This window comes from Kitasatospora sp. NPDC008050, from assembly GCF_042957465.1.
Taxonomy (GTDB): Bacteria; Actinomycetota; Actinomycetes; order Streptomycetales; family Streptomycetaceae; genus Kitasatospora.
In genome coordinates, this window is record NZ_JBIBIJ010000003.1 from 571,080 (window position 1) to 577,627 (window position 6,548).

Below are 6,548 nucleotides of genomic sequence, written 5' to 3' on the forward strand. Positions count from 1 at the left end.
CAGCCCGGAGCGGCGGCGCCGTGTCATCGCGCGGCCGGAGCCGGCGGCGCCGTGTCATCGCGCGGCGGCCGGCAGCACGGAGTCCTGCGCGGCCGGGGTCCGATCGGCACCGGCCGCCCCGTGCCCGTCGAACCCCGTCTCGCCGAACCCCGCCTCGCCGTACACGTCCCGGACCCAGGAGTCCTGGTAGATCGTGTCCAGGTAACGCTCACCGAGGTCGGGCGAGATCGCCACGGCGGTCAGCGGCGCACCACCACGGCCGGCGCCGCCACGGTCCGCACCGCCGCGCTCCGCGGCAGCCCGGTGCGCGGCCAGCCAGCGCTGCGCCCCGGCGATCACCGTGCCGGTGGAGCCGCCGAAGAGGAAGCCCGCCGCGGCCAGCCGGCGGCAGACCCGCACCGTCTCGGCCTCCGGCACCATCACCACGTCGTCGACGTAGGAGCGGTCCAACAGCGGCGGGCGCACGCCCGCGCCGAGCCCCGGGATCATCCGCGGCTGCGGCGGGCCGCCGAAGGTCACCGAACCCACGGTGTCCACCGCCACCACGGTCACCGGGCGCTGGCGCTCGCGGAAGTAGCGCGCACAGCCCATCAGCGTGCCCGTGGTGCCGGCGCCGACGAACAGCACGTCGAGTTCGGGGAACTGCCGGGCGATCGCCGGCGCGGTGGTCCGGTGGTGGGCCATCCAGTTGTGCGGGTTGCCGTGCTGGTTCAGCCAGACGTAGCGGGGGTCGGCGGCGCACAGCTCCCGCACGTACCGCAGCCGGGCGGCGAGGTAGCCGCCCTCGCCGTCGGGCTGGTTGACGGAGCGCACCTCGGCGCCCATCGACTCCATCAGCCGCCGGGTGTTGAGGTTGCACCGGCTGTCGGTGACGCACAGGAACCGGTAGCCCCTCTCGGCGGCGATCATGCTCAGCGCCACCCCCAGGTTGCCGGACGAGGACTCCACCAGGATGGACCGCTCGGTGAGCAGACCGGACTCCTCGGCCTGCGCCACCATCGCGGCGGCCGCCTTCAACTTGATGGATCCCGCGAAGTTGAAGCCCTCGCACTTGAGGTGGAGTCCGGTGCCGAGGACCGGTCCGAGGTCCACGTACAGGTCTTCGACGTTGAAGTCCTGTGGAGCGGTGATTATCGGCACGGTACCCACCCCGGCTTACGCATGCTGACCACTCGCCTTGTCGTCCCCGTAGCGGCTGACCTCGTGGAAGAAGTCGTCGATGACGGCGAGTTCGCCGCGCTCGCGCACCGTCTCGTAGACGTGCTTGCTCACCGCGAGGTCGAGCACACCGAGCCCGAACGGCGAGAAGACCACCGGGCGGTCGGTCGGCAGGCTCAGCCGTCCGGTCAGCACGTCGTAGAGCGTCCCGTCGATGAAGTCCCGGTGCTGAACGGCCTGTTCGGCCAGGTGCGGGGAGGTGTCCGCCTTCAGGCAGTGCTCGATGTCGTCGACCACGTTGGCCGACTTGAGGATGATCTCCGGTGCCAGGTCGCGCAGCGAGACGTGCAGCACGACCGGGTTGTGCGAGAACCAGTCGACCTCGCTGACGTGCGGGGCGCCGGCGACCGTCGCGAAGACCACCAGGTCGCTGGTGCGGATCAGGTCCTCGGCGCTCTCGTGCACCGTGACCTGGCCCTCGGCACCGGAGCGCTCCAGGTAGGAGCGGAAGCCGTTCGCGTGTTCGAGGCTGAGGTCGTGCACCCCCACCTCGTCGAACGACCAGCCCGCGCCCCGCAGATAGGTGTGGATGTAGCGGGCGATGAACCCGACGCCGAAGAAGCCGATGCGCCGCGGGCGGCCACGCTCGCGGGTCAGCACATCGGCGGCCAGCGCCGCGGAGGCGGCGGTGCGCGCGGCACTGATGATCGAGCTCTCCATGCAGGCGATCGGGTAGCCGGTCTCCCGGTCGTTGAGCACGACGACCGCGGAGGCGCGCGGGATACCGGCCTGGACGTTCTCCGGGAAGCTGGAGATCCACTTGATCCCGTCGGCCTGGGTGCGGCCGCCGATGGAGGCCGGCAGGGCGATGATGCGCGAGGTCGGCCGGTCAGGGAAGCGCAGGAAGTACGAGGGCGGGTTCACCGTGTCGCCCTCGCCGTGCACCCGGTAGGCCTCCTCGATCAGCTCGATGACCTGCTCCTCCTGCCCGGTGAGCACCTGGTGCACCTGGGAGCCGGGGATGACGGCGAAGGGGGGAATCTGAGGGTTCATGAGGAAGCGCGATTCCGTTCTCGGAGCGGGCGGTACGGGATTCGGATCGGGTACGGGAGGTGACCGGGCATCAGGAGGCCGGAGCGGGCTGGTGCGTGGGCGCGGGCTGGTGCGTGGGGTGGCAGTCGGCCAGCCGCACGGGGGCGCCGAGGACCATGCCCACCTCGCGCCGCCCCGTGAAGGGCTCGCGGCTGTGCGCCATGCGGATGTTGTCGACCAGCAGGACGTCCCCCACCTGCCAGGGCTCGCGCAGGGTGTGGGCCTCGTAGACCCTGTTGATGGTTTCCACGGTGCCCGCGTCGATCGGGGAGCCGTCGCCGTGGCGGCTGTTGAACGGCAGCCCGTCGGCGCCGAACTGGGCCACCAGGAACTCCCGGACGGCCGGCTCCATGGTCCACTCGTTGAGGAAGGCGATCTGGTTGAACCAGACCTCCTCCCCGGTCAGCGGATGCCGGATCACCGCCGAGCGTCGCTGGCTGGTGCTCAGCCCGCCGTCCGGCCGCCAGCCGAAGTCGATGCCGGCCGCCCGGCAGTACTCCTCGGCGGCAGCCCGGTCCGCGGTGCCCAGCGCCTCCGACCAGGGGACGCCGACCAGGTCGTTGTAGGAGCGCTCCAGCGACCAGCCGGTCGCGGTGAAGCGCTCCACGATCGCCTCGGGCAGCGCGGCGAGCACCGCCTGGGCGTCGGCGAGCCCGGTCACCCCGCCCTCGGCGGGCGGGCTGAAGCAGCCGACGGCCAGCAGCCGGGGGAACTCCAGCGCGTAGCTCAGCTCGTGGTGCATGCACATCGGCTGGTCGGCCGGCCACTCCAGCGAGGAGAGCACCGGTCCGCCGAGCGGGCGGCGGCGGGCGAAGGCCTGTGCCTCGGGCATCGCCGCCCCCAGGAACCGCTCGCTGAGCCGGCCCAGGGCCTGGGCGTCGCCCACCCCGAGGCCGCGGATCAGCACGGCGCCGTGGCACAGCAGGGCGGCGTCCAGCGCCGCCTTGCGCTCCTCGACCCAGTGCGGCAGGGCGTCGGTGGCCACCGGTGCCCCGACCCGCAGGATCGCGGGCCGGCCCGGGGCGAGTTCCAGGTCGAGCTCATCGGCTCCGGCTCCGGCTCCGGCTCCGGCTCCGGCCGCGGTGTTCGGTTCGGTCGGCTGTGTCATGCGCTGTGTTCCTTCCCCAGCTGCGTCTTCTGGTCCAGGACCGAGGCGAGATCGGCCAGGACCGGGTGGCGGACGATGTCCTCCAGCGTCAGTGGCCCGCCGGCGGCGATGCCCAGGCGCACCGCCGACAGCGAGGTGCCGCCGGTCTCGAAGAAGTGGTGGTGACGGGTGATCTCCTCGACCGGCAGGTTCAGCACCTGGGCCCAGAGCTCGGCCAGGTGCCGCTCGCTGTCCGTACCCGGCGCCCCGCCCTGGGTCTGCCCTGCGGCGGGCGCGGAGCTGAGGATCGCCTCGGCGGCGTCCCGGGTCAGCGCCTTCTTGTCGATCTTCCCGTTGCCGGTCAGCGGCAGGACCTCACGGTGGTGGTGGACCTGCGGGACCATGTAGCCGGGCAGCGTCTCGGCCAGCGCCGAGCGCAGCTGCGCGGTGGCCAGCGGGGCGTCCGCGGCGTAGTAGGCGACCAGGTGCTTCTCCCGGTCGGGGCCCTCCACCACGACCACCGCGCAGTCCCGCACGCCCGGGACCCGCAGCAGCTGGTTCTCGATCTCGCCGATCTCGATCCGGAAGCCGCGGATCTTGGTCTGCGCGTCGCGCCGGCCCAGGAACTCCAGCGTGCCCTGCGGCAGCCAGCGGCCGATGTCGCCGGAGCGGTAGAGCCGCTCCCCCGGCCGGTGCGGGTCGGTCCCGAAGGCGGCGGCGGTGCGCTCGGGGTCGTTGATGTAACCGCGGCCCACGCAGACCCCGGAGAAGACGATCTCCCCCGGCGCGCCGAGCGGCACCGGCTCCAGGAACTCGTCCACCACGTAGACCCGCACGTTGCGCACGGCCGAGCCGAGCGGCACCCGGCCGTGCTCCGGCACCCGGTCCATCACCTCGTGGTTGGTGTCGTCCGAGGTTTCGGTCAGGCCGTAGGCGTTCACCAGCTTGATGCCGGGGAAGGCGGCGAACCAGCGCTCGACCAGCTCCGGCTTGAGCGCCTCACCGGTGGCCGAGACGCTGCGCAGCCGGCCCAGCGGGCGCGGCCGCTCGTCCAGGCAGGTGAGCAGCACCTCCAGGTAGGAGGGCACCACCTGGAGGACCTCGACGTCGCCCTTGACCAAGGTGTCGAGATACCGCTCGACGTCCAGGATCTCCTGCTGACCGATGATCAGGGTGCGGCTGCCCACCAGCAGGGCGCTGACCAGCTGCCAGAGCGAGATGTCGAAGCACTGCGGGGCGGTCTGGGCGACCACCTGGCCGGGGCCGATCTCCAGCGCCTCGATCTTGGCGTACAGGTGGTTGAGCAGGCCGGCGTGCTCGCACATCGCGCCCTTGGGCTCGCCGGTCGAGCCGGAGGTGAAGTAGACGTAGGCCAGCTGGTCAGCGCCGACCGGGACGCCGGGGTCGGTGTCCGGGCGCCCCTGGGTGCCCGTGGCGGGGGCGATCAGGTCGGCGATGCGCGAGGTCGGCAGCGGGTCGAGGGTGGCGAGGGCCTGGTCGAGGGTGTCGGTGCTGCCGGTCTCGGTCAGCACGAAGCGGCAGTCGCTGCGGGAGAGCATCGCGGCGATCCGCTGCGCGGGGAAGTGCGGCTCCACCGGGAGGTAGACGCCGCCGGCCTTGAAGACGCCGAGGGTCGCGGCCAGCCAGTCCAGGTTCCGCTCGGTGACCACGGCCACCATGGACTCGGGCCGCAGGCCCTGGGCCAGCAGCGCGTGGGCGATGCGGTTGGCCCGGCGGTTGAGGCCGTCGTACGTCCACTCGGTGCCGTCATGGACGGCGGCGATCCGCTCGGGGTGCTCACGCACCTTCTCCTCGAACAGCTCGTGCATCCGGCGGTCCGGGAGCTCGCGCCGCGGGCCGGCCAACCCGTCGATCTGGTAGGCGAGTTCGGCAGGTGACAGGAGGCGCTGGTGGTGCTGGTCGGCCGTCTCGTCGGCGGCCAACAGCTCCAGGGCGGTCAGCAGGTAGCCGGCGATCCGCCGCGCGTGGGGCAGGTCGAGCGCCTCCGGGCTGCCGAGCAGGCTCAGGCGCCAGCCGCCGTCCGGCTGTGGGGTGACGGCGATCCGCAGCACGACCGGCGCGCCGAGGTCGGCGGCGGGCGCCGCGGCGGGGGCGGGCGCCGCGGCGGGGGCGTCGAGGGCGGAGAGGTCCAGGAGCACCTCGTAGGCCGGGGCGGCCCCCGGGGCCGCCGCGGTGGCGCGGAGCGCCTGATGGGCCGCCAGCACCAGCTGCTGCCAGCTGCCGTCGGCCACCAGCAGCGCGCACGGCCGCACCTCGCCGCCGGGCGCGGCGTAGCCGGTCAGCACGTCCCGCTCGCCGGAGAGCGCGGCCAGCACCTTGGCGTGCGCCGCCAGCAGCACCGCCTCGGGCCGCACCCGCAGCCGCTCGGCGAGCCCGGTCAGCCGCAGCACCGCCGCGGCGGGCAGGCCGCACTCGTACTCGGTCGTCGGCATCTGAGCATGCCGTGGTTCGGTGCGCCATCGCGGGATGGCGGAGACGATCCCGGTGCCACCGTGCGTGGCGGCGGCTGTCGCTGTACCCATCGTTCCTGTGCCTTCACCAGAGGGGTTGGTTGCCGGTGGCGCTCCGTGCCGGGAGCGCCACCGGAAATGCGGGCGCAGGCGCCCTGGGCGTGTCTCATGATTCGCGTCGGATCAGCGCGCGGCGGGAATCATGAGAAACGCCCTAGTTCTCCGACGCCGCCATGGCCTCGACCAGGCTGGCCGGGCGCATGTCCGTCCAGTTCTCCTCGACGTAGGCCAGGCAGGCGTCGCGGGTGTCCGCGGTCTTGGCGACGGTCCAGCCGGCCGGCACCTCGATGAACTCCGGCCACACCGAGTACTGGCCCTCGTCGTTGACCAGCACGAGGTAGGTGCCATCGGGGTTCTCGAAGGGGTTGGTCATGACTGCTCCTCTTGATCTCTGTGATGCACAACCACCGGGGAGCGGCGGGTGCCGCTCCCCGGAATTCCTCAGCGGCCGTTGGTCGGCCGCGTCATCCGGCGCAGCGCCGGTCGCTTCGGGGTGTCGGCCTTGGGCGCCGCCGCCAGCCGCTCGGCCAGGCCCGCCACGGTCGGCGACTCGAAGACCGTGGCGATCGCCAGCTCCGTCTTCAGCTCGCTGCGGATGCGGCTGACCAGGCGGGTGGCGAGCAGGGAGTGGCCGCCGAGGTCGAAGAAGCTGTCGTCGATGCCGACCCGGTCCGCGCCCA

Annotated in this window: 6 protein-coding genes; all 6 read right to left on the minus strand. The window is 72.7% G+C overall.

Translation table 11 applies throughout. From position 1 onward, the window contains the following. Window positions 1–54: 54 nt before the first annotated feature. Window positions 55–1,140, minus strand: a complete 1,086-nt coding sequence (gene sbnA, locus ACFZB9_RS09280; protein ID WP_391445158.1) for a 2,3-diaminopropionate biosynthesis protein SbnA — start codon at window positions 1,138–1,140, stop codon at window positions 55–57. Window positions 1,141–1,155: 15 nt separating this feature from the next. Next, window positions 1,156–2,211 carry a 2,3-diaminopropionate biosynthesis protein SbnB gene (gene sbnB / locus ACFZB9_RS09285; RefSeq protein WP_391445160.1) on the minus strand — a complete coding sequence of 352 codons (1,056 nt, stop codon included), beginning with the start codon at window positions 2,209–2,211 and terminating at the stop codon, window positions 1,156–1,158. Window positions 2,212–2,281: 70 nt separating this feature from the next. Next, window positions 2,282–3,358 carry a TauD/TfdA family dioxygenase gene (locus ACFZB9_RS09290; RefSeq protein WP_391445163.1) on the minus strand — a complete coding sequence of 359 codons (1,077 nt, stop codon included), beginning with the start codon at window positions 3,356–3,358 and terminating at the stop codon, window positions 2,282–2,284. Next, complete coding sequence (locus ACFZB9_RS09295; RefSeq protein WP_391445165.1) at window positions 3,355–5,880, minus strand: amino acid adenylation domain-containing protein; 2,526 nt, start codon at window positions 5,878–5,880, stop codon at window positions 3,355–3,357. Before ACFZB9_RS09295 ends, ACFZB9_RS09290 begins: the two co-directional genes overlap by 4 nt. A gap of 142 nt (window positions 5,881–6,022) precedes the next feature. Continuing rightward, complete coding sequence (locus ACFZB9_RS09300) at window positions 6,023–6,241, minus strand: MbtH family protein (protein ID WP_391445167.1); 219 nt, start codon at window positions 6,239–6,241, stop codon at window positions 6,023–6,025. 68 nt (window positions 6,242–6,309) lie between these two features. Beyond that, window positions 6,310–6,548: phosphopantetheine-binding protein (locus ACFZB9_RS09305; RefSeq protein ID WP_391445169.1), on the minus strand; the 239-nt coding region annotated here is incomplete at its 5' end.

What these genes read in the sequence shown, in the direction of transcription:
- ACFZB9_RS09295 (WP_391445165.1), bottom strand. Translation starts at nt 5,880, where the DNA reads ATGGGTACAGCGACAGCCGCCGCCACGCACGGTGGCACCGGGATCGTC.
- ACFZB9_RS09290 (WP_391445163.1), bottom strand. Translation starts at nt 3,358, where the DNA reads ATGACACAGCCGACCGAACCGAACACCGCGGCCGGAGCCGGAGCCGGA.
- ACFZB9_RS09300 (WP_391445167.1), bottom strand. Translation starts at nt 6,241, where the DNA reads ATGACCAACCCCTTCGAGAACCCCGATGGCACCTACCTCGTGCTGGTC.
- sbnB (WP_391445160.1), bottom strand. Translation starts at nt 2,211, where the DNA reads ATGAACCCTCAGATTCCCCCCTTCGCCGTCATCCCCGGCTCCCAGGTG.